23 protein-coding genes are annotated in these 24,540 nt (G+C 62.3%); 8 read left to right on the top strand and 15 right to left on the bottom strand.

All coding sequences use genetic code 11. The features are described from left to right. Position 1: 1 nt before the first annotated feature. Genes ABNT42_RS11040 through ABNT42_RS11020 form a run of 5 tightly spaced genes read right to left on the bottom strand, consistent with a single transcriptional unit; the run spans position 2 to position 4,324 of the window. Positions 2-1,033 (bottom strand): hypothetical protein, encoded by a 1,032-nt coding sequence (locus tag ABNT42_RS11040; protein WP_348696915.1) that lies wholly within the window; start codon positions 1,031-1,033, stop codon positions 2-4. Further along, positions 1,030-1,764 carry an outer membrane lipoprotein-sorting protein gene (locus tag ABNT42_RS11035; RefSeq protein ID WP_348696913.1) on the bottom strand — a complete coding sequence of 245 codons (735 nt, stop codon included), beginning with the start codon at positions 1,762-1,764 and terminating at the stop codon, positions 1,030-1,032. Before ABNT42_RS11035 ends, ABNT42_RS11040 begins: the two co-directional genes overlap by 4 nt. After that, complete coding sequence (locus tag ABNT42_RS11030; protein WP_348696911.1) at positions 1,757-2,989, bottom strand: FtsX-like permease family protein; 1,233 nt, start codon at positions 2,987-2,989, stop codon at positions 1,757-1,759. Before ABNT42_RS11030 ends, ABNT42_RS11035 begins: the two co-directional genes overlap by 8 nt. Continuing rightward, on the bottom strand, positions 2,979-3,677 hold the full coding sequence (locus ABNT42_RS11025) for an ABC transporter ATP-binding protein (protein WP_348696909.1): 699 nt from the start codon (positions 3,675-3,677) through the stop codon (positions 2,979-2,981). Before ABNT42_RS11025 ends, ABNT42_RS11030 begins: the two co-directional genes overlap by 11 nt. Next, complete coding sequence (locus tag ABNT42_RS11020; RefSeq protein WP_348696907.1) at positions 3,674-4,324, bottom strand: hypothetical protein; 651 nt, start codon at positions 4,322-4,324, stop codon at positions 3,674-3,676. The genes ABNT42_RS11025 and ABNT42_RS11020 overlap by 4 nt, the downstream gene beginning before the upstream one ends. Positions 4,325-4,593: 269 nt before the next feature. On the opposite strand from ABNT42_RS11020, the gene ABNT42_RS11015 reads away from it, so the two are divergent. The 3 genes from ABNT42_RS11015 (at position 4,594) to ABNT42_RS11005 (ending at position 7,504) form a co-directional block, all read left to right on the top strand. Beyond that, positions 4,594-5,100 (top strand): hypothetical protein, encoded by a 507-nt coding sequence (locus tag ABNT42_RS11015; protein ID WP_348696905.1) that lies wholly within the window; start codon positions 4,594-4,596, stop codon positions 5,098-5,100. 68 nt (positions 5,101-5,168) lie between these two features. Further along, positions 5,169-6,758: a methyl-accepting chemotaxis protein gene (locus tag ABNT42_RS11010; protein ID WP_348696903.1), complete on the top strand. Its 1,590-nt coding sequence runs from the start codon at positions 5,169-5,171 to the stop codon at positions 6,756-6,758. Positions 6,759-6,769: 11 nt separating this feature from the next. After that, positions 6,770-7,504, top strand: coding sequence for a tRNA-uridine aminocarboxypropyltransferase (locus tag ABNT42_RS11005; protein WP_348696901.1), 735 nt, complete (start codon positions 6,770-6,772; stop codon positions 7,502-7,504). Here ABNT42_RS11005 and ABNT42_RS11000 read toward each other — a convergent pair. From ABNT42_RS11000 to ABNT42_RS10985, 4 genes are all read right to left on the bottom strand, one after another. Then, the gene (locus tag ABNT42_RS11000) at positions 7,493-10,381 is read right to left on the bottom strand and encodes an Hsp70 family protein (RefSeq protein WP_348696899.1); all 2,889 of its coding nucleotides are present in this window, start codon (positions 10,379-10,381) and stop codon (positions 7,493-7,495) included. The two genes, ABNT42_RS11005 and ABNT42_RS11000, sit on opposite strands and share 12 nt — an antisense overlap. Further along, a complete protein-coding gene (locus tag ABNT42_RS10995) occupies positions 10,378-12,237 on the bottom strand; it encodes an Hsp70 family protein (RefSeq protein WP_348697135.1) in 1,860 nt (619 codons plus the stop codon). The genes ABNT42_RS11000 and ABNT42_RS10995 overlap by 4 nt, the downstream gene beginning before the upstream one ends. Positions 12,238-12,242: 5 nt before the next feature. Further along, on the bottom strand, positions 12,243-12,851 hold the full coding sequence (locus ABNT42_RS10990) for a DUF2760 domain-containing protein (RefSeq protein ID WP_348696897.1): 609 nt from the start codon (positions 12,849-12,851) through the stop codon (positions 12,243-12,245). A gap of 347 nt (positions 12,852-13,198) precedes the next feature. Then, on the bottom strand, positions 13,199-13,789 hold the full coding sequence (locus tag ABNT42_RS10985) for a PEP-CTERM sorting domain-containing protein (RefSeq protein ID WP_348696895.1): 591 nt from the start codon (positions 13,787-13,789) through the stop codon (positions 13,199-13,201). A 147-nt stretch (positions 13,790-13,936) separates the two neighbouring features. Here ABNT42_RS10985 and ABNT42_RS10980 point away from each other — a divergent pair, with 147 nt between their 5' ends. Further along, complete coding sequence (locus ABNT42_RS10980) at positions 13,937-15,091, top strand: PA0069 family radical SAM protein (RefSeq protein ID WP_348696894.1); 1,155 nt, start codon at positions 13,937-13,939, stop codon at positions 15,089-15,091. 63 nt (positions 15,092-15,154) lie between these two features. Here ABNT42_RS10980 and ABNT42_RS10975 read toward each other — a convergent pair whose 3' ends face one another. Both ABNT42_RS10975 and ABNT42_RS10970 read right to left on the bottom strand, forming a co-directional pair. Beyond that, a complete protein-coding gene (locus ABNT42_RS10975) occupies positions 15,155-15,727 on the bottom strand; it encodes a gamma-glutamylcyclotransferase (protein ID WP_348696892.1) in 573 nt (190 codons plus the stop codon). Between the two features lie 7 nt (positions 15,728-15,734). Continuing rightward, a complete protein-coding gene (locus ABNT42_RS10970; protein ID WP_348696891.1) occupies positions 15,735-16,649 on the bottom strand; it encodes a LysR family transcriptional regulator in 915 nt (304 codons plus the stop codon). A gap of 89 nt (positions 16,650-16,738) precedes the next feature. Between ABNT42_RS10970 and ABNT42_RS10965 the strand changes: the two genes are divergently transcribed. Genes ABNT42_RS10965 through maiA form a run of 4 tightly spaced genes read left to right on the top strand, consistent with a single transcriptional unit; the run spans position 16,739 to position 20,322 of the window. Continuing rightward, positions 16,739-17,275, top strand: a complete 537-nt coding sequence (locus tag ABNT42_RS10965) for a VOC family protein (RefSeq protein WP_348696890.1) — start codon at positions 16,739-16,741, stop codon at positions 17,273-17,275. Then, on the top strand, positions 17,272-18,291 hold the full coding sequence (locus ABNT42_RS10960; protein WP_348696888.1) for a fumarylacetoacetate hydrolase family protein: 1,020 nt from the start codon (positions 17,272-17,274) through the stop codon (positions 18,289-18,291). Before ABNT42_RS10965 ends, ABNT42_RS10960 begins: the two co-directional genes overlap by 4 nt. A gap of 35 nt (positions 18,292-18,326) precedes the next feature. Continuing rightward, complete coding sequence (locus ABNT42_RS10955) at positions 18,327-19,655, top strand: MFS transporter (protein ID WP_348696886.1); 1,329 nt, start codon at positions 18,327-18,329, stop codon at positions 19,653-19,655. Between the two features lie 22 nt (positions 19,656-19,677). After that, the gene (gene maiA / locus ABNT42_RS10950; protein WP_348696884.1) at positions 19,678-20,322 is read left to right on the top strand and encodes a maleylacetoacetate isomerase; all 645 of its coding nucleotides are present in this window, start codon (positions 19,678-19,680) and stop codon (positions 20,320-20,322) included. Positions 20,323-20,346: 24 nt separating this feature from the next. On the opposite strand, the gene ABNT42_RS10945 is transcribed toward maiA, so the two are convergent. The 4 genes from ABNT42_RS10945 to ABNT42_RS10930 form a co-directional block, all read right to left on the bottom strand. Beyond that, entirely contained in the window at positions 20,347-21,399 is a 1,053-nt protein-coding gene (locus ABNT42_RS10945) for a diguanylate cyclase (protein ID WP_348696883.1), read from the bottom strand. Between the two features lie 123 nt (positions 21,400-21,522). Next, positions 21,523-22,689, bottom strand: coding sequence for an ABC transporter permease (locus ABNT42_RS10940; protein ID WP_348696881.1), 1,167 nt, complete (start codon positions 22,687-22,689; stop codon positions 21,523-21,525). Beyond that, positions 22,686-23,843: an FtsX-like permease family protein gene (locus tag ABNT42_RS10935; protein ID WP_348696880.1), complete on the bottom strand. Its 1,158-nt coding sequence runs from the start codon at positions 23,841-23,843 to the stop codon at positions 22,686-22,688. The genes ABNT42_RS10940 and ABNT42_RS10935 overlap by 4 nt, the downstream gene beginning before the upstream one ends. 4 nt (positions 23,844-23,847) lie before the next feature. Further along, entirely contained in the window at positions 23,848-24,537 is a 690-nt protein-coding gene (locus tag ABNT42_RS10930) for an ABC transporter ATP-binding protein (RefSeq protein ID WP_348696878.1), read from the bottom strand. Positions 24,538-24,540: the final 3 nt, after the last annotated feature.

The following is a 24,540-nucleotide window of genomic DNA, read 5'->3' as shown; positions in this document are numbered from 1 at the left end:
GCTAGAAGCTGCGCTGGATACTGGCAATGGCGAGGCGGTGGGTGAGTATGCCGGCCATGCCCTGGTACTGGCGCAGGCTGGCGGAAAACAGCCACGCTCCCTGCTTGTAGGACGCCGACACGGTGGCTATCTTGCTGTGGCTGGAGGGCTGCCACAGCAGGTCGGCTGCAAGGTCGACGTTATCCCAGTTCTGCGCCGCGCGTACAAACAGATTGCGCTGCTGTTCCGGCGCGACGCTGCGGTCCAGCCATGCTTCCGCGATCAGCGAGAACTGCTGTTCCGTGGTCCAGGTAAAACCGGCCAGCGCCTTGCCGCCACGTCCGGCGGCCATCCAGCGCTGCTGGCGCCATTCCTCATGCCGCTGCTGCCATAGCAGCGATGCATGCAGCTCGGTGCCTTGATTGAGCACATGCGAAAACGAAGCGCCTGCTTCCATGCCGTTGCGCTGAGAGACGCGCAACACGGCATATTCATCACGCTCGCCGCGATGGCGGTACAGCCGCAGCGCCATCGCTTCGTCATCGCGCGGCTGGGCGGCTTTGCCGCGGCCCGGATTCGTCAGCACCATGGTCAGGGCATGGTCTTCATCGAACACTTCCTGCGCCAGCATGGGGATGCCCTCCAGCCGTGCCGGATTGAGCGCGCGCCGGTCTTCCTGCTGCACCACGTCGAGCGGACGGAAGGCATAGCCCACATCCCAACTCATGATCTTTTTTCCTGCCGTGAGAAAGCCCCCAGCCAGCGGGCTTTCCAGCGTCAGCTCGTTCACTTGCAGCATGCTGCTGCCCGTCTGATCGTGCTGCGCGCTGAAGTTGCCGCGCAGAGCCTGCTGCCACGGGCCATCCAGTTGCCAGCGCAGGTCGGCTTGCTGCAGGTGGCGCTGGCTGTCACGCAGGCCCAGCGGGTTGCCATCGCTGGCCTGACGGGCTTCGCTCTGGGCCAGCACGCTGGCCGAGAGTTCGTTGCTGGCCTGCGCCGTTGTAAAGCACTGACATAGTGACAGGCAGGCCAGCGCGAGTAGGGAAGGCTTCATAATTTGATGTCGTTGCGGCTCAGGTACATGGCATTGAACAGTTCATCGCCGAACTGGCGCGGTTTGCTGCTCAAGGTAGTCACCACGGTTTCGCGTGCCGTCTGCACCTCGTCACGCAGGGTGATGCGGGTGACGCTGGGGCGGCCGTCACGCTGTTCGATATGATAGGTAGCCTGTTTGAGTTTGCGTCCCGATGCCGCGTACAGGTCAGCGTGCAGCGGGCGGTAATCCTGTTTGGCCACATGCAGCACCACACGCTGGTAGCTCAGGGTCTTGCGGGTAGCCGTCAGCTCCAGCTCCAGACAGGGCTGGCCTGCGCAACTGGTTTCACTCGTGATGCTACCGTCGTAATCACCTGACCATGTCATGGTGGCGATATCGCCGGTGGAGGCATCGCCTAGCAGTTTCTGCAGCGGGGTAATGCGCATGGGGCGCGCGCTACCGGGCAGCAGCATCCAGAAATCGTCGCCCGACATCAGCACCTTCTGGCCCACTTCGCCGGGCGAGCGGAACAGGATCAGGCTTTTGCCGCCCGGTCGTATCAGCACCTGATAGCGCTTCTCTTTATCCGGTTCGCCGTTCTTGTAGGTCTGCACCAGCGTTTCGATCTGGGCCGAACTATCGGTCTGGCGGAAGGCATCGGCTTTTTTGAGTATGGTGGCCACATCGCTGGCCTGTGCCAGTGTAGCGAGCGACAGCAGGGCGGCTGCCATGGCAGTTGATTTAAACATGGGCTAAAGCCTCCACAACGGATTGCTGCGCCGCTTTGCGGCTGACCAGCAGGGATGCCAGTGCCGACAGCAGAGTGACGGCAATACCGGCGACGATGAATAACTGGGGCGACAATTCGATCACCAGCGGATAGCCCTGGCTACGGCCGGGTGGTGGTGGCATCTGCACGTTCAGGGCCAGCAGCAGGTAGGCGATCAGCGCGGCCAGCAGCATGCCGCCGACGGCGCCGCCGGCGCCCAGCGCCATGCCTTCCAGCGTGAATACGCGGGTCACTTCCGCTGGCGTGGCACCCATGGCGCGCAGCGTGCCGATTTCGCGGGTGCGCTCCATCACGGCCATGGCCAGTGTGTTCCCCACGGCGAACAGTACGATCACCAGCACGATGATGCCGAGGAAACCGAAGATGCGGTTGTACAGGTCTTTCACGCTCTGATAGAACTGTGCCATTTGCAGCCAGTCGCGTACGTCCAGTTTGGCGGCGCCATCCTGCCGCAGTTGTGCCGCAATGCTGGCGGTATCGGCCATCTCGTTCAGATAGACGTGCAGCGAACTGATTTTGTCGGTAGCCAGCAGGGTCTGGGCAGTGCCGATATCGACCATGGCCAGCCGCTTGTCGATTTCCCCAATGCCGCTCGAGACGATGCCGGTAACGGTGACATCGACGGCACTCAGGCTGCCCGTGACGGTGGAGGACATCAGCGTCAGGCTGCTGCCGGGGCGGGCGTTCAGAGTGCGCGCCAGTGTTTTGCCCAGTACGATGCCGGGGCCTTTCTCGGCCGGCTGGGCGTCCAGCATTTCACCCGCCACGGTCTGCATGAACGGGCCTTTGACAAGGAATTCCTGCTGCGGATCGACACCGGTGCCGATGAAGATTTCGCTGCGCTCGCCATTGCCGATCAGGCCGGAGAACTGCAAGCGTGGCAGCACCCGTTTTACTTCGGCGCGGGCCAGCAGGCGCTGGGCCAGCGCACCACTATGTTCCAGCCCGAATTCGAGCGGAGTGTTTTCCGCGCCATCAAAGTAGTGTGCCGCTGCCACCACTACATGGCCGGTATCGCGCGCCGACGCTTCCGCTAGCGACTGATAGGTGTACAGCGCGAAGCCGCCACCCAGCAGGGCCGCCGCGGTGCCAGTGGCGGCGATCACCAGTGTGACGAGCGAACGACGACGGTTGCGCAAGGCGTTTTTCAGCGCCATGGCCAGCCATGGAAATTCAATGCGCATAGCCGCCTCCCGCCAGTACGCCGTCGTCCAGATTCAGGGCACGGTCACAGTGCGCCAGCAGCCGCTCGTCGTGAGTGGCGACCAGAAAGGTGGTGCCGTGTTCGTGCGCCAGTCGCTGCATTAGCGCGACGATCTGGGCCGCCGTGACGGCATCCAGATTGGCGCTCGGTTCATCGGCGATGACGAGGCGCGGCTGCTTGACGATGGCACGGGCGATAGCGACGCGCTGGCGCTGACCGCCGGATAGCTGGTCAGGGCGGTGCTGGCCGAATGCAGCCAGACCGACGGCATCCAGTGCTGCAGCCACGCGGCGCTGTCTTTCGCTGGCGGGGAGACCCAGCAGGTAGAGCGGAAAGTCGACGTTATCGTGTGCGCTCATCACGGGCACCAGATTAAAGCTCTGGAATACGAAGCCTATGGTCTGGCGGCGCAGCGCAGTGCGTGCCGCTTCGTTACCAGCGGCGACGCTGCTGCCGTCGTAGCGGACTTCGCCCGCATCGGCGCTATCGAGCAGACCACACAGATTGAGCAGCGTGCTTTTGCCGCTGCCGGAAGGTCCCGTTATGGCGGCGATTTCGCCCTGCGCGAGGTCCAGATCAATGCCGCGCAAGGCGTGGATGGTGTCGCTGCCCAGCGTGTAGCTTTTGCGTACGGCGCGCAGCGAGAGCAGGGTGTCGGTATGGTTCACAGGCCCAGCTCCTTCAGACGGGCTGCGGCACGGGCGTGCTGGCTGGTTTCCGGCAGGGCGGTGACTTTCTGCAGCCAGCTGATTTCATCCTTGCTGCGCTGTTCCTTGCCGGCCAGCCGCGCCGCAGCGGCATACAAGTTGGCGCGCAACTGGTTGCTCGCTAGTGCCAGTGCGGGCGAGGCCAGCGCTGCTTCCAGTGCGCGCTTGCCCTGGCTGCGCCGGTTCATGAACTCCGGCAGCGACATCAGGGTATTGACCGCCACTATTCGCACTTCCAGACTCTCCGGCGTGCCGTTAAAAAGGGCTTCGTCGTGGGCAGGGGTGAGCAGGGCGACGGCCTTTTCCAGCAGATCGGCACCTTTCTCGGTGTATTTCATTTTGTCCCAAGGCATGCTGGCATCGCGCCCCTTGAGGGTGTAGGCTGCGCCTTCGTAGGCCATCAGCAAAGGATGTTCGGGCTGGCGGGTGGCCAGTACGTGGAAGGCTTCGATGGCGCTATCGGCGGCATTGCTCTTGCCTTCGACGGCGGCCATGAAATGCTGGCGTGCCTGAACGAAGCTGGCTGTGGCGACTTCCTGCGCTGCGGCGCTAGCATTAGTACCAGCGCAGAGCAGGCTGATAAACAGGGCGATGGCAGTGTGTTTCATGATGTTCTCCGTTGGGTGATCGATAGCCTGCAGACTATCGATGCCAACGGCTAGGCACTACGCCCGTGCGATGAAAACGGCTTTTGCGGCGCCGAAACCGCCCCGCCATGGCGCGAAAAAATGCCGGGGCGGGAGCTGAATGGGAAGCTGGTTCGAGGGAGGGCAGTCCGGCGTGCTACTTCCGCGCGCTGGCACCGGACATGGCAGCAGGCTGGCGGCAGGCCTGATTGCTGTCCCAGCGCCCTGCGCAGATGCGACTGCGGCATAGCATGCCTTCTATCATGCCGTTGCGCTGGCTGTTGGGCCGCGCACCGGCCTTGCTGCGCCAGTGGCAGCAGTTGCATGGTGCAGTGCCGCAAGATGAGGTCCGCCATTGCGCCGCCATGCTGGCGCAGCTAGAGCAGGTCTGCGATCGGCGGCTGGGCAGTGCCGGACCAAGTTTTACCGCAGCGCGCGAAGCTTTACAGGCGCTGGAAGTACGCGGACTGGATTCTGACGTGCAAGCTACAGCGCTTGCCATGGATCAAATTGCACTTAGTAATATGCAAGCTACGGCCGGTGGCCTGATACGCAACCGCCAGCAGGCGCTGGGCGAATTGCGCCGCGTGGCCGCGTATTTCCGTAGCGCAGAGCCGCACAGTCCCGTCGCCTACCTCGCCGAGCAGGCCGCGCGCTGGGGAGAGTTACCCTTGCACGACTGGCTGAAAGAAGTCGTTAAGGATAGTGGCCAGCTAGCCCAACTGGAAAGCTTGCTCGGAGTGGCTGGCACCGATTAACGAAATGATTCGAAGTTGCCAAGAAATAATGCTAGGATTTAAGGACAGATTATTTCGGTGAGGCACACATGAATAATTTCAAGATCGGGACACGCTTAGGGATAGGTTTTGCGCTGGTGTTATTGCTGCTGCTAGCGATGACGGTGGTGGGTTTGCTGAGGCTGAGTAATGCTAGTGCGCTCACGGAAGAAATGATCAATGTGCGCATCCGCGACGAACGCATGATTGCCGACTGGGGCAAGATCATCGAAGTGAATGCCGCGCGCACCATGGGTGCTGTAATGGCGTCCGATCCGGCTGACCAGAAGGCGTTAGAAGGGCTGATGGCGACATCTTCCGCTGCCGCGACCAAGATACAGGATGAGATTGGCAAGAATATCGACGATCCTGAATTGAAAACCTTGTTCGAGAAATTGCTGGCTGCGCGTAAGAGCTATACCGATATCCGCAAGTCGGTATTTGCTTTGAAGGCGGGCGGCGATCTGGAAGGTGCCAAGAAGCTGCACGAGACGGATATGACGCGTAGCCGCACAGTCTATCTGGATGCGCTGAAGAAGTTTTCCGACCGCCAGAGCGAAGAACTGGATGAGGCGGCAGCCGAAATCAAGAGCCAGTACACCAGTGGCCGCATGCTGCTGATTACGCTCGGTGTTGCCGCCATCGTGCTGGGCGTGACGGCGGCATGGTGGATTTCCCGCTCGATTACGGAACCGATCAACTACGCTGTGAAAGTAGCAGAAACCGTTTCCTCGGGCGACCTGACTAGCGATATTCAGGTGCAGAGTGATGACGAGGCGGGTAAGCTGATGCACGCGCTGAAAACTATGAACGGCAATCTGGTCAACATCGTCGGTCAGGTACGCAATGGCACGGAACTGATAGCCAACGCATCGAGCGAAATCGCGCACGGTAATCTGGATCTGTCTTCCCGTACCGAGCAGCAGGCTAGCTCGCTGGAAGAAACTGCGTCGTCGATGGAGCAGTTGACGTCGACCGTACGCTTCAATGCCGAACATGCGCGCGAAGCCAATCAGCTTGCCAATGTGGCGTCTGAAATCGCCAGCCGTGGCGGTGCCGTGGTGGGCGAAGTGGTGCAGACCATGGGGGCGATTAACGAATCTTCGCGCAAGATTGTCGACATCATTTCCGTGATCGACGGGATCGCTTTCCAGACCAATATTCTGGCGCTGAATGCGGCGGTGGAAGCCGCGCGTGCGGGTGAACAAGGGCGCGGCTTTGCCGTGGTAGCCTCTGAAGTACGCACGCTGGCGCAGCGTTCGGCCGCTGCGGCCAAGGATATCAAGAGTCTGATCGATGCCTCGGTGCAGAACGTGACGCTGGGTTCCGAACTGGTGGACAAGGCAGGCGCCACCATGCACGAAATCGTTGACAGCATCGGCAAGGTTACCGCCATCATGAGCCAGATTAGCAATGCTAGCGAGGAGCAGAGTCTGGGCATCGCGCAGGTCAATGATGCGATTACCCAGATGGATCAGGTGACCCAGCAGAATGCCGCCCTGGTGGAGGAGGCTGCTGCCGCGGCCGAATCGCTGCAGGAGCAATCCGGCAAGCTGCATGAACTGGTAGCCGTGTTCAAACTAGACCCTGCCCAGCAGCGCCTGAGCCAGTCGCGCACACCGACTCTGCGCTTGCAGTAACATAGCGGCTTATGCATAGCCGTGGTGGCGATGCGGCGCGCCCCATCGCCGCAAACTTGTCGGCACCTGTCAGCCAGACCAATCCAGTGTTGCGCGCGCCGCCAGTAGGTTCGGCTGCGCGCAGCCTGTGTCAGCGCTGTCTGCGTCCGCAGCGTAGCTGCATCTGCCAGTGGATAGCACCCCATACGCCGCAAGTGGAAGTGCTGATACTCCAGCATCCGCTCGAAGTACAGCAAGCCAAGGGCAGTGCGCGTCTGCTGCATCTGAGTCTGGCTGCCAGCCAGCTGGTGGTAGGCGAACAGTTCGCGCCCGAGCAACTGGCACAACTGCTGGCGGGCCCACGGCGGAATATTTTGCTGTATCCGGAGATGGCAGGCGAGCAGTCGCTAGGCATGGCGCCAGCGCAGCCACTCGATCCTGCATGGCTGCTACAGCCGCAGCAGCTGCGCCTGATCGTGCTCGATGGTACGTGGCGCAAGAGCCGTAAGATGCTCTACCTTAACCCTGTGTTGCAAAGCCTGCCGCGCTTGCCGCTGAAGGCCACGCCGCCATCGCATTATCTGATCCGCAAAGCCCATCTGCCGGACCAGCTTTCCACGCTGGAGGCCACCGTGTATGCGCTGGCGCAGCTGGAGCTGGCGCCGCAGCGCTATGATGCGCTGATTGCCGCGTTCGACGGCTTTGTCGCACAGCAGGCGGCGTTTGTGCCAGCTGCGTCGCCCAAGTCACACGGCTCAGGCGATTAGCTTCAGGCCGGGCGGCAGGGCGTCGCCCAGCAGGCGCTTTTCGTCGGCCTGATCCAGTTGCACCACTTCGCGCACCATCGCGCTCCAGCTGGCTGGTGCGCCGATGCCGCTCAGGCGGCGCAGGATTTCGGCGCGTAGTGTGTCATCGATGTCGCGGGTGCGGTCGCCCGTCATACGTGCCAGATGCGCCGCTGCATAGGCTGCAGCTTCCAGTTTTTTCCAGTCCAGCTGTTGTATCTGCGCCAGCCATGCGGTAACGGTGGCAGTCTCTACGACGTCATGCGCGCTGCCGTGGAAGGGCTGGCGCGCGCCGACGCGACTCAAGCCCCACAGGAAGCGCGCCATCACCGCTTCCGCCTTGGCGGCATCCTGCGCGGAAGTGCGGCTACCAATCGCTGCGCGCTTGGCGGCGCTGCGTGCCATGGCTTGCAGGCGGCCCATCATCCATGCGCCGATTTCTGCTTTGTAGTTGCCCGGTATGCGCTCCAGCGAAGCGCCGAGGCGCAGCATGTCTTCTTCGCTGCCGTTGACCAGCGTGACGGGACGGCGTCCCCGTTCGGCTTCATCGGCCTGTACGTTGAAAGCGAAATCGTCGAGGACACGCAGCTGCATGGGCACGTCGAGGCCACCGGCCACGCGGCGCCACAGCGTCCACCATTCGGCATAGGCTTGCGCATCCTTGTGGTACTGGATGCCGGTTTCGTACATGGCCCATAGCTGTTCGATGCGCCACGCGTCGAGTGGCGCGCCGAAACCGGGACGCAGGCAGTAGCCGCTCAGATTGAGCCAGACGCGTTCGTGATCAGCCGAACGGCGCCGGCCTTTGCTGCGCTCCAGTAATGCGTCAAACAGGCGGCGCAGCAGGGCGGTAGGCCAGCTTTCGCGGCTGCCTAGTAGTTGTTCCAGCTGGCTGCGTAGCTGGCGCACTTCTTTTAGCTCAACCTGCTGGGCGCGGCTGCCGAAGATACGGTCTATGCGCTCCATGGCGGCGGCAAAGCCGGCTGGCATAGGCGTTTCTGCTGCTGCTGCGTCGGTAGCGTCTGCATCGACGCTGGCGCCGTCGTCACGCAACTGGAATTCCAGCAGCCAGCGCTGGGCGCTGTCCTGTGCCACGCAGTGCATTTCCAGCGTGCCGACTTCGCTGAGCGTGGTGGCAAGGCGCACGGTGATTTCCTTGCGCGTGTCGGCCTGCGCATCGCGCAGCACGGTGGCGAGAGGTGGCAGTGCCACATACTCGTCTGGCGTCAGTTGTACCAGCTCGCCCGCCTGTGGGATGTGCTCTGCGCCACTGCTGGCAGCGAGGTGGAAGCGCACGGGGCGGCCTAAGCGCAGGGCAAAGCTGCGTTCCGTCAGCAGTACTTCGTTGTTCTCGGGGCTACCTTGTGGCAGCAGGCAGATGGCACGGCGCGGCTGGCCGGCACGGCTGCCATCATCGAGCAGCAGGTAGTAGTTGCGCGCCGAACCGCCGCCGATCATGGGTGCCTGTCCGGCCTGACCCAGCGCGTAGGCTACGCCACCGCGTGCGACAGCCACGTCGGGATTGTCGTTGTGGAGCAGTGTCAGTGGCTGGCCACGCCATGCGGCTAGCACCTGTTCCAGCCGCTGCGCCAGTGCAGGGGCGCGGAATACGCCACCGTTGAGTAGCAGGGTATCGGGCACAGGAATGCTGCTGTCATCCGGTGCGAGGCCCAGTGCAGCACGTGCCGCTGCAGCGTGCTGGCGCAGGAAGCCGGCCAGATGGCGGGTGATGGCGGCATCGCTGGCGTAAGGCAGGCCGAATTCGGTTAGCGCAGCACGGCCGCGCCGCGCGGCTTCACGTTCGCTATTGATGGGGAAGAAACCATCGACCACCAGCGCTTGTACCTCGGCGCGGGTGAGCTGGGCTGAGCGGCTGCCGCCGATCAGTTTCGAGCCGCTGCCTAGCAGGGTGACGCTGACGTGGTCGGGCGCATCTGCGGCCAGCAGGATCTCCTTGGCAGCACGGCAGCGTTCTGCCAGTTGCGCCAGCCGGCTGGCCGAAAGGCGCGGTGCCGCGCTGGCGTCGCTGCTGGCTAGGCGGCTTTCGATCAGATGGGCCAACGCCAGATCCATATTGTCGCCACCGAGGATCAGGTGGTTGCCCACGCCTATGCGTTCGATCACCGGCTGGCCATCCTGTAACGCCACTTTCATCAGACTGAAGTCAGTGGTGCCACCGCCGACGTCGGCTACCAGCACCAGACGGGTGCTGGCCAGATCGCTGGCGAGGCTGGTGCGCTGGCGGTACAGCCAGTCGTAGAAGGCGGCCTGCGGTTCTTCCAGCAGGCGCAGTTGTGGCAGGCCAGCCAGTTTGGCTGCTTGCAGCGTCAGGGCGCGGGCGGCTTCGTCGAACGAAGCGGGAATGGTGAGTATGACCTGCTGCTGTTCCAGCGGCAGCTGGGGATGGCGGCTGTTCCAGGCGTTGCGCAAGTGCGCCAGATAGGAAGCGCTGGCCGCCACGGGCGAGACTTTGGGCACCTCGGCTTCGGCACCCCAGGGCAGAATGGCGGCCGTGCGGTCGACCTGCGGGTGCGACAGCCAGCTTTTGGCACTGGCTACCACCCGGCCCGGCACCTGTGCGCCGAGCTGGCGTGCCAGCTTGCCCACCACGACCTGCGTCAGGCCGGCTACATCCTGCGCGGGCCATGGCAGTTGCAGTGCGCTGTCTGCCAGTTCGCCCGCTGCCGGATGATAGCGCAGCGAAGGTAGCAAGGCTGCGCTGCCGATTTCGCCGGCAGCCGTCAGTTGTTCGATCTCGAACAGGCGGATCTCGCTACTGCCAGCTAAGGCATACGCCAGCACCGTGTTGGTGGTGCCCAGATCGATGCTGACGATGGCTGGCTGAGTGGCTGACATCATGCTGCGCCAGAGGCTCCCGAACGTACGTCGAATTCGACTTTCCAGCGCTGACCATCATTGGCCACGGCCAGCAGTTCCAGCGTGCCCGATTCGGTGGCCATGGCATGCAGGCGCACCTGCACGACCTCACCGGCCTGACGGCCGTCCGGCGACAGATTGGCCTGAATCTCGTTCAGTTCCAGCAGTTCATCCGGCGCCCAGAAGTCCAGCAGCGTGCCGATCTGGTCCTGACGGCGCACGGAGGAGCCGAAGAAACGGAACTGCACCGGCTCGCCCACGACGAGGCCGAATTCCTGGTCGGGCAGTTCCACTTCGCTGCCTTCTTCCATGCCGAACGGTGCCACGCACAGCGCCTGTATCGGTGGTTCCATGCCGGGGATGGCGGGCATGGACGATTCGATGGCGACGTAGTAGGAGCGCGCCGTGCCGCCACGGATGCGCACACCGGCACCGCGCCGTACATAGCTGTAGTAGGCCGCGCCGCGCGCCACGGCCAGATCCAGATCGGCACCAGCCAGCATGCGTGCTGCTTCGGCGCCTTCCATGTAGAGCCAGTCGTTGATGGTGGCCATGACGCGCTGGGCCAGCAGCTCGGACTTGAACACGCCGCCGTTGAACAGCACGGCGGTCGGATGCAGGAAGCTGGCCTCGGCTGACTGTTTGCCGGCATAGCCTTGCAGCTCGCTGGTGGCGCCTAGCTGGCGTGCGAGGAAGGCAGCCAGATGGCGCGTGATGCCGGCATCCTGCGCATACGGCAGGCCCAGCTGGGTCAGCCCGGCACGGGTACGCACGGCAGGGCGGGCCGAGGCTTCCACCTGCGGGAAGAAGCCGTCGAGGATGAAGGTGGTGACTTCGGCGCGCGTGAGTTCGGTGCGGATCGAGCCGCCGATCAGTTTGGAGCCACGGCTAGGCACGACGATAGGGTAGCTCTCCACGCTGGCATCGGCCAGCAGCTTTTCCTTGGCGCTGCGGCAGCCGTAGGTGAGGGCGCGCATCTGCCATGCGTCCAGCTGGGTGCCGTTGGCGGCCAGCTTGCGTGCCACCAGATGAGCCAGCGCCAGATCCATGTTGTCGCCGCCTAGCAGGATGTGGTCGCCCACGGCGATGCGGTGCGGTTCCAGCACGCCGTCGCGTTCCAGCACGGCGATCAGCGAAAAGTCGCTGGTGCCGCCGCCCACGTCCACGACGAGGATGATGTCGCCGGGTTTGACTTCCTTGCGCCAGCGGCCTTCGCTGCCCTGGATCCAGCTATACAGCGCGGCCTGCGGTTCTTCCAGCAGGGTGAGGTTGGTGTAGCCGGCAGCGCGGGCCGCATCGGCTGTCAGTTCGCGCGCGCCCGGATCGAACGAAGCGGGGATGGTGACGGTGACGGACTGCTGGCCGAACGGTGCATCGGGGTGAGCCTGATCCCATGCCTGCCGCAGGTGCGACAGGTAGCGGGTGGAAGCTTCCAGCGGCGACACGCGCTGCACTTCTTCCGGCGCGTCGGCCGGCAGGATGGCGGCACGGCGATCCACGCCGGCGTGGCACAGCCAGCTCTTGGCGCTGGAAACCAGACGGATAGGCGTGGTGGCGCCACGGCTGCGCGCCATTTCACCGGCCACGCTGTGCTGTTCATGGGCGGGGGCGAGCCACGGCAGGGTGGTGTCGCCTGCGACCAGTTCTTCCGCGTGCGGCAGGTACAGGAAGGACGGCAGCAGCGGCAGTTGTTCTACCGTGCCCGGTGCCGTGACCTGCGGAATCGCCAACACGGATTGCTGGGTCTTTTCGCCTTCGCTGGCCTGCAGATCGACGTAGGACAGGGCGCTGTGCGTGGTGCCAAGGTCGATACCGATGGCGTAGCGGGCGTGGTTCATCTCGCTCACAGTTCCACCTCGGCCGGAGCCAATATGCTGGCGTCGTGGGCTTCGGCCAGTTTAGGCAGACGCACGCTGGTGGCACGCCAGCCGCGGTGGCTCAGAGCGCCGCGGAATGGGGCGCTGCCAACGACATTGCCGGTCAGGCGTACGTTAGCCGCGTCGAATCCTGCTTCCAGCACGATGCGGCTGCCTTCTGCTTCGCTGCGTACGGCTTCGATGCTGAAGTGTTCGCGCAGCACTTTGTTGCAGCCTTCATGCACCACGCGGGCAGCGGCGCCGATGTCGGCGTCCGAGTAGGCAGCCAGATTTTCCTGGGTGAAGTCGATCAGGCGGGCTTCGCGCTGGAACAGCGTCAGCAACTGCAGGGCGGCGTCGGGCGTGGCTTCGCGCAGCACGATAGGTGCCGGCGCTGGTGCTGGCGTTGGCGCTGGTGCGGCGGCTGCCACAGCAGGGGCGGGCGCAGAAACTGGGGCAGAAACGGGCGCAGCGGCAGGCACGCGGTCGATATCGCGCAGGCGGGCCGCATAGTCGGCATCGGAGAGAGCGCGCAAGAACGCGCCGATGGCGATGGAAATCCGGCTGGCAAAGGACGGCTGGGCTTGAGTGTTCATGTCTAGGCTCATGTAGGTAATCAGGCGTGGGGGCGCGCTGGGCGCAGGGATCAACCATACCCCCGAAAGGCGAGCATGATACCAGCTTGGCTCGGAGCGCCCAAGACGGCGGGGCCGCACGTTTGCCTTTTCGCTTGCCCAGAGATGTCTTTGAGTCTAAAATACTGTATATAAAAACAGTATTTTATGCGTGCGGTACCTAGTGCAGCACCTATAGCAGCCGGGGCGTGAGCTAGAGTAGATGTGAGGGGTGCGTAGAGTAGTGAAGCGCTGGAGCGAGAATGGCTCCAGCGGCGCTGTAGGGCGAGAGGCATGGTGGCCGCCCGCCCTGTGACTGAGTAGTTTGCTTAAGCAGCGTTTTTGCTGGTTTTGCGGCGTGCGACGACACCGACCAGGCCCAGACCGGCCAACAGCAAAGCGTAGGTCTCTGGTTCTGGTACAGCGGCGACTGCCGAGCTGGAAAATACCACGTTCGAGGAGGAGCTGAAGGTCAGCGAACCCAGCGTGCTATCGACGTTTTTAAATTGGGTCAGCGCGAAAACGTTGCGGCCAGTCAGCGAGAAGGCCGAGTCCAGGTTGTACAGCGGGGTGTCCAGGAAGAAATCGAACAGATCGGCGCCGCCTATGCTTTCCGAGCGGCTGAAGTACACGACGGTGTTCGATGCAACGCCAACGCGGGTGGCAATGTTCAGAGTGGTGGTGCCGAAACCGTTGACGGTAACTTTGGCCAGGGTCAGCGGATCAATCAGGCGCGGATTGGCGGCAGCGTCGCCGATGAAACTGATGTCGAAGGCCTGGTTGGTGAAGGTGTAGGAGCCGATACTGCCCGATCCCGTGCCCTTGATGTCGTATTGCAATGGAGCAGCGACAGCGTTTGCTGCACATACCAGAGACAGGGTGGTTGCTGCGACCAGTGCGACTTTTTTCATGAACTTCATTGTTTCCCCCAAGTGCTTAGTTATCGAAATGAGATCTAATTTCTACAATAGTTTTTCCATAATATCATCTAAGTTGTATTTTGACCATCACTAATTTCCGTCTAACAATGATCTTGATTGGCTTCCTACAACATCGGAGCGAGTTTCATGTCCCATGATGAAAATCAGCAGCCCCAAGTGATGCTGCCGCCAAGCTCACTCAAGGGGCAGAAAGGGCGTGGCGCCGTGAGCAATCTGCAGGGGCGTTTCGAGGGGCAGTTGCGCGAGCCGTATGACGATGGCTGGGAGCATGAGGACGACGCTGTCGCGCCGGTCAAAACGGAAGTAACGGATGAGTACTGCAAATCCATACTGAGCCGCAATGAATCGCCGGATCTGCCTTTCAGTGTTTCGCTCAATCCGTATCGGGGCTGTGAGCATGGCTGCATTTATTGCTATGCTCGGCCCACCCACAGCTATCTGGGCCTGTCGCCCGGTATTGACTTCGAGAGCAAGATTCTGGCCAAGGTCAACGCACCGGAAATGTTGCGGCGCGAACTGGCCAGGGCCAGTTATGTGCCGCAGCCGATTGCGCTGGGCGTGAATACCGATGCCTATCAGCCGTGCGAACGCGAGCGCAAGCTGACGCGGCGCGTGCTGGAAGTGCTGCAGGAATGCCAGCATCCCGTCGGGCTGATTACCAAGTCGGCCCTGATCGAGCGCGATATCGACATTCTGGCCGACATGGCGGGCAAGCAGCAGGCAGCCGTGGCGATTACCCTGACCACGCTGGACCCTGCCATTGCGCGCACGCTGGAACCGCGCGCTGCCGCACCGGCGCGGCGTTTGCGCACCATACGCACGCTGACCGCCGCCGGTATTCCTGTGGCGGTCAGCATCGCCCCCATCATTCCCTTTGTGACAGAGCCGGAAATCGAGCATCTGCTGGAAGCCGTGCGCGAAGCGGGCGCCCTGAGCGCCCATTACACGGTATTGCGCCTGCCGCTGGAAGTGGCACCGCTGTTCCAGCAGTGGCTAGAGGCGCATTTTCCGGAACGGGCCCAGCGGGTGATGAATCGCGTGCGCGATATGCGCGGCGGCAAGGATTACGACAGCAACTTTGGCAGCCGTATGCGGGGTGAGGGCGTGTGGGCCGACATGATACGCCAGCGTTTCAAGATCGCCAGCGCGCGGCTGGGCTTAGGCGGGCATAGCAGCCGTTTTCACGAGATGGATACCAGCCGGTTCACGCGGCCGCTAGTGGTGCCGCCGCTGGGTGCGCGGGCGCGGCCTGCCGATACGGGGCAACTCGATCTATTCTGATGGGATGGACGGGGAGGCAGGTCACACCGGCATCAGCACCCAAGGCTGGCGGGGCGAACACGCTTAGTCGCAGTGGTTCAAGTCGGCCAGATGCTGTTCGATGGCGAACACATGGGGATCGCTCTGGCCCATCTCGCGCAGAGCATGGGCGAGCAGCTTGAGGTAGTCCGCATTCGGGCCGCTGGGGCCGGCAGAACTGGCGATGTGGCGGGCAATCGCCTGTTCGCTGGCAGCGCCCAGATAGGCCGCGTTGTCGGGCATGGCGATATACACGAGGCCACGTTCGCTTCGGCCGTCACTGAAAGTGATGGGCGTGGCGAGGCGTAGATAGCCGTTCTTTTCGCGGTGGTCGAGGTGGGCGAACACTTCCGGCGTAATCAGGTAAGCCATGCCGTGGCAGATGGCGTCGGTCTGTTCGATCAGCGTGACGACGCGGCCCGGTGCCTGCGGCGTACCGCGATGGTCGTGCGAACCCTGCCAGAAGCGCCGGGTCCAGCCGCTGATGCTGGCAGGCTGACGTTGCAGATAGGGGAAGTCGGCCTTGTAGATGAGGGAACCGTAGCCGAACAGCCAGACGCTGTGGTGGCCGTCGAAGTCGTCCATCTGCTGGTTGATGGCGATGGTGTTTGCAGTCATAGCGAGATCAGCCTTGCGGCACATTCCATTCGTGGGCAGCAGCGAACTCCTGCAGGAAGCTGACAAAGCTTTCCGCAGCAGGCGACAGCGCCCGTGCATTGCGGGTATAAACGAAGAAGCGGCGTGTTAGCGACGGCGATTCCAGTGTACGCATGCGCAGGCCATACAACTGCACCATCTTTTCTGCATAGGGCAGACAGACGGTGATGCCTAGCCGCGCATGCACCATGGCCAGCGCTGTCGTCATGAACGTCACTTCATTGTAGGGCGTGATGGACTGTTCGCGGAAGGAGGCGTGCATGTCGCGCAACAGCCGTTCGGTGAACTGGCCCTGCAGCGAAATCATGGGGTAGTCGATCACGTCGGTCCAGGTAATACGTTCCAGCTGGTCGAGCGGGTGGTCGGGCGGGAATACCACCACGAAGGGCATCTCGAACAGTTGCTGGGCTTCGATTTCGGTGGCGGCATCGCGTTCGGGGCCGATGCCGAAGTCCGTCTCGCCACTGAAAACGCGCGCGGCCACCAGCTCTACCGGACTATCGGCCAGCAGCACTTGCACATCGGGATAGCGCGCGCGGTAGGCGGCAATCACCTCCGGCAGCAGGGTGCAGGACAGCATCTGCGGTGCGGCAATCCGCACCGAGCCCTGTTTGAGCGCACGCCGTTTGGCGATATCGCCCATGGCGCGGTCCAGATCCTGCAGTATCTTGTCGAACAGGGGCGTCAGTTCCCGTCCCAGTTCAGACAGCTGCGCCTTGCGTGTGGTACGTTCGACCACGCGCACGCCTAGTAGCTGTTCCAGTTCCTTGATCTGGCCGCTCAGCGCCGACTGGGTGACGTTGAGGTGCTCGGCGGCCAGCGTGAAGCTGCCCGTCTTGGCAACGGCCACAAGGGCGCGCATCTGGCGTAAATTGGGATTCATCGGAAAATCTGATAAATAGGGTGAAAAATACTGTTTGTATGATATCTGAAATTGGCTTTTAATGGCGTATGTCCTAGTTGGAGGCAATTATGAAAATCAAGCAAGTACACCACGTCGCCTACCGCTGCATCGACGCGAAACAGACTGTCGAGTGGTATGGCAAACACCTGAATATGAATTTTGTTCTGGCCATCGCCGAGAACGAAGTACCGTCTACCAAGGCGCCGGACCCGTATATGCACGTGTTCCTCGATGCAGGAAATGGCAACATTCTGGCATTCTTCGAACTGCCGACCCAGCCACCGATGGACCGCGACCGCAACACCCCGAACTGGGTGCAGCATCTGGCGCTGGAAGTCGATTCGATGGACGAACTGCTGGCCGCCAAAGAGCGACTGGTGGCCGCTGGCATCGATGTGATCGGCCCGGTCAATCACACCATTTTCAAATCGATCTACTTCTTCGACCCTAACGGCCACCGGCTGGAACTGGCGGCCAATACGGGTACGCCGGAAATGATGCAGCGTCTCGACGCCGTCAAATGGGACATGCTGGAAGAATGGGCTCAGACCCGTAAAGCACCAACACACGCCGCGTGGATGCACGCACCGGAGGCCAAGGTATGAAACTCGCAACACTGAAAGATGGCAGCCGTGACGGCCGCCTGGTAGTGGTCAGCCGCGATCTGTCGCGCTACCAGCATGTACCGAAAATCGCTGCCACCATGCAGCACGCACTGGATAACTGGGATCTGGTGGCACCACGTCTGGAGCAGGTGTACGCCGCGCTGAACGCGGGCGAACTTCTGGATACCCAGCCGTTTGACCAGAGCTTCTGCCATTCGCCGCTGCCACGTGCCTACCAGTGGGCCGACGGTTCGGCTTATATCAACCACGTGGAACTGGTGCGCAAAGCCCGTAACGCGGAAGTGCCAGCCTCGTTCTATTCGGATCCGCTGATGTATCAGGGCGGTTCGGACAGCTTCGTCGGTCCGCGCGATCCCGTCTATGCACTGTCAGAAGAATGGGGCATCGATCTGGAAGCGGAAGTGGCCGTGATTACGGGCGACGTGCGCATGGGGGCCAGTCTGGATGATTGCGCCAAGGCGATCCGTCTGGTGATGCTGGTGAACGATGTCTCGTTGCGTAACCTGATCCCGAACGAACTGGCCAAAGGCTTCGGCTTCTTCCAGTCCAAACCGGCCAGCGCGTTCTCGCCGGTGGCCGTAACGCCGGATGAACTGGGCGCGCACTGGGCTGACTGCAAAGTGCACCTGCCGCTGCTGGTGGAACTCAATCACCAGCCGTTTGGCAAGCCCAATGCAGGCGAGGACATGACCTTCAATTTCGCCCAGCTGGTATCCCATGCTGCCACCACGCGCGAACTGGCTGCGGGTACCGTCATCGGTTCCGGCACGGTGTCCAACAAGCAGGGCAGCCTGCATGGTTCCAGCATCGCTAACGGTGGCGTAGGCTACTGCTGTCTGGCCGAAGTGCGCATGTATGAAACCATCGAAACGGGCAAGCCGCAGACCAGCTATCTGCACTTCGGCGATACCGTGCGTATCGAGATGCACGATGGTCAGGGCAGCAGCATTTTCGGCGCCATCGAGCAGACCATCACTCACTACTCGGAACGCTAAGGCGGCGTACTTTACGCAGAAAGGCAGCACAGTAGATGCAGCTTGCTCCCGTCGATATCGGCGCACTGATCGAGCGCAACCCCATCAGCCGGTTCCAGTTCGGGGTGTATTTGCTGTGCGGCCTGTGCGTGCTGATGGATGGCTTCGATGTGCAGGCCATGGGTTATGTGGCGCCGGCCATCATACAGGAGTGGCAGGTCAGCAAAGCCAGTCTGGGGCCGGTATTCGGCGCAGGCCTGTTCGGCATGCTGGCTGGTTCGCTGATCTTCAGCGTGCTGGCCGATAAGCTGGGCCGCCGCCCCGTGCTGATTGCTGCCACGCTGTTCTTCTCGGTCTGTATGCTGCTTACACCAGCCTGCCGCACGCTGGAACAATTGCAGTGGCTGCGCTTCATCACCGGCATCGGACTAGGCGCCATCATGCCGAATGTGATGGCACTGGCAGGCGAATACAGCCCGCGCCGGCGCCGCGTTACGCTGATGATGCTGGTGTCCTGCGGTTTCACGGTGGGCGCTGTGCTGGGCGGGCTGGTCGCCGCTGCCGTGATGCCCCTCTATGGCTGGCATGCGGTGTTCTACATCGGCGGCGCGTTGCCGCTGGTGATAGGCTTGCTGATGCTGTGGATGCTGCCGGAGTCCATGCAGTTCGTGGTCCTCAGCGGCAAGCGTATCGAGCGGGTAGGGCACTGGCTGCGCCGCATCGATCCGGCGTTCGTTCCGCAGCACGGGCAGGGTTATCTGTTGGCGCAGCAGACCGATAGCCGTGGTTCCGTTGCGGCCCTGTTCAAAGCGGGACGGGCCCGCACCACGCTGCTGCTCTGGCTGGTGAACTTCCTGAATCTGCTGAACCTCTATTTTCTGTCCAACTGGCTGCCGACCATCCTCAAGGATGCTGGACTATCCACCAGTGCGGCCGTGCTGGCCGCAACCATCCTGCCCGTGGGCGGCACCATCGGCACGCTGGCCATGGGTCAGCTGATCGACCGTTCCAGCTTCCGTCGCGTACTGATTCCCGGCTTCCTGATCGCTGCCGTGGCGATCGCGCTGATCGGCCAGTCGCAGCAGATGCTGGCGCTGCTGTGCGTGGCGATACTGGTGGCCGGCTTCTGCATCGTAGGTGGCCAGCCTGCCGTCAACGCGCTGGCAGCCAGCTACTACCCCACCAGTCTGCGCTCGACCGGCATAGGCTGGAGTCTGGGTGTGGGCCGCATCGGTTCGATTGTTGGCCCCCTCATCGGCGGCGAGTTGCTGCGCATGAACTGGCCGAACAGCACCATCTTCCTGATCGCTGCCGTACCGGCGCTGCTGTCTGCCCTGATGCTGTGGCAGATGGCGCCCGCCGCAGGGCAGGATGGCAACAACTAACCGTATCATTCCGGATCCGACTATGAAGCTCTATACCTATTTCCGCAGCTCCGCCGCCTACCGTGTGCGCATCGCCCTGAATCTGAAAGGACTGGCTTACGACGCCGTGCCCGTGCACCTGCTGCGCGATGGCGGCGAGCAGTTGCAGCCAGCCTACCGTGCCGTCAATCCTGCCGGTCTGCTGCCGGCGCTGGACGACGGTGCGGCTACCATCGGCCAGTCGCTGGCCATCATCGAATATCTGGACGAGAGCCGGCCGGATGTGCCGCTGCTGCCTGCCGATGCCGCAGGCCGTGCGCGCGTGCGCGCGCTGGCGCTGACCATTGCCGCCGATACTCACCCGCTGGGTAATCTGCGTGTGCTCAAGTATCTGACCGGTGTGCTGAATGTGACGGAAGAACAGAAGCTGGCATGGCTACACCACTGGATGGGCACTGGGCTGGCCGCTTTCGAGCAGTTGCTGGCAACGGATGCGCGCACCGGCCGTTTCTGCCACGGCGATACGCCCACGCTGGCCGATTGCTGTCTGGTGCCGCAAGTATTCAACGCCCAGCGCTTCCAGCTGGATCTGAGTCCTTATCCCACCATCATGCGTATCCACTCAGCCTGTGCCGAACTGCCGGCCTTCCAGCAGGCCCACCCGGCGCAGCAGCCGGATGCGGAATAAGGCTGTTGCGCCTGGCCTGATGCGCTAGCCGTTGCGGACCACGCGGTTGCGGCCTCCGTCCTTGGCCTGATACAGCGCTTTGTCAGCACGCGATACCAGTGTCGACGGTGTGTCCATGGTGTTCCCCGGTGGCGCCGTGGCCACCCCTATGCTGATGGTGAAGCGTATGCTTTCGCCTTTGTCGCCTTTGACCTCCAGTTCGGCGATGTGCTGGCGCAGCCGTTCGGCGGCGCTGGTGGCCACTTCGATTGATGTTTCCGGCATCAGCAGCACGAATTCCTCGCCACCGAAACGCGAAGCCATATCGATATTGCGTACGCCGTCGGCTAGCGCCTTGGCGACGGCGATGATGACACGGTCGCCCGCTTCGTGGCCATACTGGTCGTTGACGTTCTTGAAGTGATCGATGTCGGCCATCAGTAGCGACAGCGGGTGGCCGAAGCGGCGCCCCCGATCCAGCTCGCGGTTGATCTGCTCCGTCATGCGGCGCCGGTTGCCGATGCCGGTCAGCGGGTCGGTCGTGGCCAGCTGTTCCAGTTTGGTGTTGGCCTCCATCAGCTCCTGCGTGCGCTGCAGTACGCGGGCTTCCAGCTGGTTGCGCTCATCGTGCAGAGCATCGAGTGTGACGCGGCGCGAACGCAGGGCAAAAATCAGCGCCGAAATCAGCAGGCCTTGCAGAATGATCAGCGAGCCGCCTAGTAGTATCTGCCACCAGTAGCGCTCGAAGATAGACGATGAAGCGTCCGGCCAGCTGCCGCTAACTGGCGTGTGCTGCAGATTGGCGCGTGGCTGGGTCTGCTGATGGGGCAGCAGACCGCTGGCACTGTCGGGCGGAGCGGGAATCGGCAGGCGCAGGCTGTCAGCGTTGCGCCAGTGACGCCGCTGCGGCTCGCTCTTCTGGCCTAGTTGCTGGCGTAGCTCGCGCAGGTAGTCGGCCAAGGGTAGCCGTCCGGGTATTTGCGTACCATTCGGCGAACCGGCCTGACTATGCAGGGGCGCACTGCATGCGATCATTAGCACGACGACGCGCAGCAGGCTGGCGCTGGAGGCAACAATTGGGCGGCGCTGGTGTGGCATGCTGGCCTGCTTGGGTAGCTATCGTTGTCGTATGAACTATCTCTTTTCGAGTCTAGCACGCTTTGCGGGGATCTGCGTCTGGCGCTGTGGTAAAGCTGCCGCATTGGCGCCAGCAGGCAGGGCTCAGGCTGCGCGCAGGGCGTCCACGATAGGCATGCGGGCTGCACGCAAGGCCGGCAGGAAGCCGCCTATGCCGCCCATGGCAAGCGAGAACAGCAGGGTTTTGACGATGATGGCGCCGGTCAGGCGGAAGCCGAAAGCCAGTTCTGAAAACGATTGGAAGTTGGTAGTCGAGAAGGAGATGAACTGCATCAGCGAGGCACAGGTCAGCCCCAGTGCGCCGCCCACCACGGCCAGCAACATGGATTCGCTGAGGAAAGCGGCGAGGATGCTGCGGCGCTGGAAGCCCAGTGCGCGCAGGGTGCCGATTTCACCAACCCGGTTGGCTACCGAGGCATACATGGTGATGGTCGCACCGATCATGGCGCCGATGGAGAAGATCACCGACAGTATCAGGCCCAGCACGCTGATGAAGGTGGACAAAGCCTTGGACTGGTCGGCATAGAAAGTCTGTTCGCGCTTGGCATCTAGTGTAAGACGCTGGTCGTTCTCGATGTCGTGCTTGAACTGCTCGAACTGGCGGCTATCGGCAAGCCGCAGCACCATGCCCGAATAGGCGTTGCGGCGAAACGCTGGCATGAGCTGGTCGGCGTCGCCCCAGATTTCCGAATCGAAGCCGCTATTGCCGGCATCGTACAAGCCCACCACGGTCCATTCGCGCTGGCCGAAGCGGATCTTTTCGCCGATGCCGGCACCGTTGAAGCGGCGCGCCACGCTGGCGCCGGCGATGATCTCCGAAGCGCCGGAGCGGAACATACGACCTGCGGTCAGCTTGACCTGCGGGCGCAGCGTCAGCGCGTTAGGGGCAATGCCGCGGATGATGACATTCGAAGGTTTGCCGGAATCGCGCTTGATAAGGGAAATCAGCACCACAGTTTCCTTGGATAGCCACGGCTGTCCTGCCACGTCACGCGCGATTGCCGGATGGCTGGCGGCGATGTTGGCCTGCACGCGGTCGATGCCGCTCTGGACTTCCGTTTCGGCGCCGCGCCGCACCAGCACCACGTTGTCATATTCTCCGGTGGTGACCATGGTGTTGCGCAACCCTTCGTCCAGCATCAGCACGGTGGCAAACACGAATACTACCAGCGCCAGACCGGCACCCGTCAGCGCCGTGGTCAGGCGGCGCGCCCACAGATTGCGTGCCACATAGGACAGTGGAATCTTCATCCTATGCTCCGCAGTCCGTCGACGATGTTGATGCGCACGGCGCGCACGGTAGGTGCGATGGCAGCCACCGCGCCGATGACAAGGGCGGCCACCACTTGCAGCAGCACCGTCATGTGCGACACTTGAAACACGGGGAACATGGTGCCCATGACTTTGCCGAGGAATACAGCGAAGGGGAATAGCAGAGCGATGCCGATGGCCGCGCCCACCAGTGCCAGCAGCATGGATTCGCCGAAGATCATCAGGCTGAGAAAACCGGGGCCGAAACCGAGCGCCTTGAGGGTGGCGTATTCGCCCAGCCGTTCGCGTGCGCTCATGGCCATGGTGTTGGCCATCACGGCAGCAATGATGATGATCACTACGAAGGAGACCACGCGGATTGCCATAACGATGGCTTCCGACATGGAGACAAAACTGAGCTGGAAGGCTTTCTCCGTTTCGGTCAAGGTTTCCGCCAGCGAGTTGGCGAATTCCTTATCCACGGCAGCGGAAATGGCAGCAGCATTTTCCGGCTGGTTGATCTGTACCACATATACGCCGATCTGGTTGGCGCGACGCGGCATGGTTTTCTTGATGGTTTCGTTGACGTAGTCCCAGTGGAAGAACAGGGTGGCGGTATTGGTACTGCTCTGACGCCCATCGTAAATGCCGCGCACTACCAGTTCCCAGTTGCCGGGGTAGATAGTGCCCTTGAGCGGGATGGTGTCGCCCACTTTGAAACCATACTGGTCGGCCAGTTTGCGCCCGACGATGCAGCCTTTGCGGTCATGCAGGAAGGCCGCGCGCTGATCGGCCGGCAGCAGGAAGTCGGGATAGATGTCCAGATAGCTGGCGCCGGAAATGGCAAACTGGGCGAAAAAATTCTTGGGGTCTTTGTACACGCCCTGAAACCAGTTAGCATAGCCCACGCCCGTTACGCCGGGCACGGCGCGCACGCGTGACTGGTAGGACAGCGGCAAGGGGAAGACCAGCGAAGTCTTGTTGCGGGTGATCAGGGTGGTGTTGGAAGCGCCCTCCGAGCCGGCATACCATGCATCCACTACGGTCTGCAGCAGGCCGAAGGAAAAGATCGCCACCACCAGACCGAGCACGGTCAGTCCCGTGCGCAGCTTGTGGCGCATGGCGTTCTTGAAGATCAGCCGCAGCGAATACATGATGTCAGGCCGCCTGTCCGGCGATCAGTTCGCCCTTTTCCAGATGGATTAGCGTACGGGCTTGGGCTGCGGCCGTAGCGTCGTGCGTGACCATGATGATGGTCTTGCCGAGTTGCTGGTTGAGTTGCTGGAGCAGCGCCAGAATCTCGCTGGCAGATGCGCGATCCAGATCGCCAGTCGGTTCGTCCGCCACGATCAAGGTGGGATCGGTGACGATGGCGCGGGCAATGGCCACGCGCTGCTGCTGGCCACCGGACAGTTCGTTGGGGGTGTGGTCCATACGGTCAGCCAGATTGACCATGGACAGCGTCAGCTCGACCCGCTCGCGCCGTTCGCGTCGCGACAGGGGCGTGAGCAGCAGCGGCAGTTCCACGTTTTCATAAGCCGTCATTACCGGCATCAGATTGTAGAACTGGAAAATGAAGCCCACGTTCTGGGCGCGCCAGCGGGCCAGATCCGATTCGCCCATGCCGGCGATATCCTGCCCATCGATGCGCAGCACGCCGCTATCGGGCTTGTCGATGCCGGCAATCAGATTAAGCAGCGTGCTTTTGCCCGAGCCGGAAGGCCCCATCAGCGCGGCGAATTCGCCTGCCCGTATATTCAGGCTGATATCGCGCAGCACCTCGACGATCTGATCGCCACGGCGATAGGATTTGGCCAGATGTTCTATCAGTACCAGTGGTTCGCTCATGGC

It is taken from the genome of Duganella fentianensis, assembly GCF_964031615.1.
Lineage (GTDB): Bacteria > Pseudomonadota > Gammaproteobacteria > Burkholderiales > Burkholderiaceae_D > Rugamonas > Rugamonas fentianensis_A.
Note: the sequence above shows the minus strand (reverse complement) of the source record. Positions and strands in the feature narration are given on the sequence as shown.

Excerpts from the sequence above, each read along its gene's own strand:
- ABNT42_RS11040 (WP_348696915.1), bottom strand. The coding sequence starts at position 1,033 with ATGAAGCCTTCCCTACTCGCGCTGGCCTGCCTGTCACTATGTCAGTGC.
- ABNT42_RS11035 (WP_348696913.1), bottom strand. The coding sequence starts at position 1,764 with ATGTTTAAATCAACTGCCATGGCAGCCGCCCTGCTGTCGCTCGCTACA.
- ABNT42_RS11030 (WP_348696911.1), bottom strand. The coding sequence starts at position 2,989 with ATGCGCATTGAATTTCCATGGCTGGCCATGGCGCTGAAAAACGCCTTG.
- ABNT42_RS11020 (WP_348696907.1), bottom strand. The coding sequence starts at position 4,324 with ATGAAACACACTGCCATCGCCCTGTTTATCAGCCTGCTCTGCGCTGGT.
- ABNT42_RS11015 (WP_348696905.1), top strand. The coding sequence starts at position 4,594 with ATGCCTTCTATCATGCCGTTGCGCTGGCTGTTGGGCCGCGCACCGGCC.
- ABNT42_RS11010 (WP_348696903.1), top strand. The coding sequence starts at position 5,169 with ATGAATAATTTCAAGATCGGGACACGCTTAGGGATAGGTTTTGCGCTG.
- ABNT42_RS11005 (WP_348696901.1), top strand. The coding sequence starts at position 6,770 with ATGCATAGCCGTGGTGGCGATGCGGCGCGCCCCATCGCCGCAAACTTG.
- ABNT42_RS11000 (WP_348696899.1), bottom strand. The coding sequence starts at position 10,381 with ATGATGTCAGCCACTCAGCCAGCCATCGTCAGCATCGATCTGGGCACC.
- ABNT42_RS10995 (WP_348697135.1), bottom strand. The coding sequence starts at position 12,237 with ATGAACCACGCCCGCTACGCCATCGGTATCGACCTTGGCACCACGCAC.
- ABNT42_RS10990 (WP_348696897.1), bottom strand. The coding sequence starts at position 12,851 with ATGAACACTCAAGCCCAGCCGTCCTTTGCCAGCCGGATTTCCATCGCC.
- ABNT42_RS10985 (WP_348696895.1), bottom strand. The coding sequence starts at position 13,789 with ATGAAGTTCATGAAAAAAGTCGCACTGGTCGCAGCAACCACCCTGTCT.
- ABNT42_RS10980 (WP_348696894.1), top strand. The coding sequence starts at position 13,937 with ATGTCCCATGATGAAAATCAGCAGCCCCAAGTGATGCTGCCGCCAAGC.
- ABNT42_RS10975 (WP_348696892.1), bottom strand. The coding sequence starts at position 15,727 with ATGACTGCAAACACCATCGCCATCAACCAGCAGATGGACGACTTCGAC.
- ABNT42_RS10970 (WP_348696891.1), bottom strand. The coding sequence starts at position 16,649 with ATGAATCCCAATTTACGCCAGATGCGCGCCCTTGTGGCCGTTGCCAAG.
- ABNT42_RS10965 (WP_348696890.1), top strand. The coding sequence starts at position 16,739 with ATGAAAATCAAGCAAGTACACCACGTCGCCTACCGCTGCATCGACGCG.
- ABNT42_RS10960 (WP_348696888.1), top strand. The coding sequence starts at position 17,272 with ATGAAACTCGCAACACTGAAAGATGGCAGCCGTGACGGCCGCCTGGTA.
- ABNT42_RS10955 (WP_348696886.1), top strand. The coding sequence starts at position 18,327 with ATGCAGCTTGCTCCCGTCGATATCGGCGCACTGATCGAGCGCAACCCC.
- maiA (WP_348696884.1), top strand. The coding sequence starts at position 19,678 with ATGAAGCTCTATACCTATTTCCGCAGCTCCGCCGCCTACCGTGTGCGC.
- ABNT42_RS10945 (WP_348696883.1), bottom strand. The coding sequence starts at position 21,399 with ATGCCACACCAGCGCCGCCCAATTGTTGCCTCCAGCGCCAGCCTGCTG.
- ABNT42_RS10940 (WP_348696881.1), bottom strand. The coding sequence starts at position 22,689 with ATGAAGATTCCACTGTCCTATGTGGCACGCAATCTGTGGGCGCGCCGC.
- ABNT42_RS10935 (WP_348696880.1), bottom strand. The coding sequence starts at position 23,843 with ATGTATTCGCTGCGGCTGATCTTCAAGAACGCCATGCGCCACAAGCTG.
- ABNT42_RS10930 (WP_348696878.1), bottom strand. The coding sequence starts at position 24,537 with ATGAGCGAACCACTGGTACTGATAGAACATCTGGCCAAATCCTATCGC.